We start from the raw sequence: 405 nt of genomic DNA on the forward strand, positions 1-405 counted from the left end.
CTTTATCCAACCATTGAATTTTTGACGTGAAAGAAAATAAGCACCACTTATTTTTAAAATATTTTTAGATTTATTATTCTCCATCCAATAATCTTCACTAATTTTTATTGTAGGAACCATAATGGATCCAACTGGTTCATAATATCTTTTAATCATGTCTTGTATAGTACTGGTTGAGATGAATGAATTAAAGAATAATTGTTCATTTGGATCATAAGGAAATGTTAATATTGGCGGTTTGTAAAAGAGACCATGTACATTCATTATCTCTTTAATATCATCTTCTTCATATCCAAAAGCTAAAGTATTATAACGTAGAAAATAATCCCTACTAAAAAAATCAAAAAATTCATCCAAATGACCATCCAATATATTTTTGGAAATAAAGAAAGTTTGTATATGTCC

The 405-nt window shown here is 26.7% G+C and carries 1 pseudogene; it reads right to left on the reverse strand.

Annotated features, from left to right (window positions below):
• Positions 1-357: pseudogene (locus tag ACP3VS_RS24285) on the reverse strand (spore gernimation protein); the annotation flags it as partial.
• Positions 358-405 lie beyond the last annotated feature (48 nt).

The sequence above is a fragment of the Lysinibacillus sp. VIII_CA genome (genome assembly GCF_049943995.1).
Lineage (GTDB): Bacteria > Bacillota > Bacilli > Bacillales_A > Planococcaceae > Lysinibacillus > Lysinibacillus pinottii.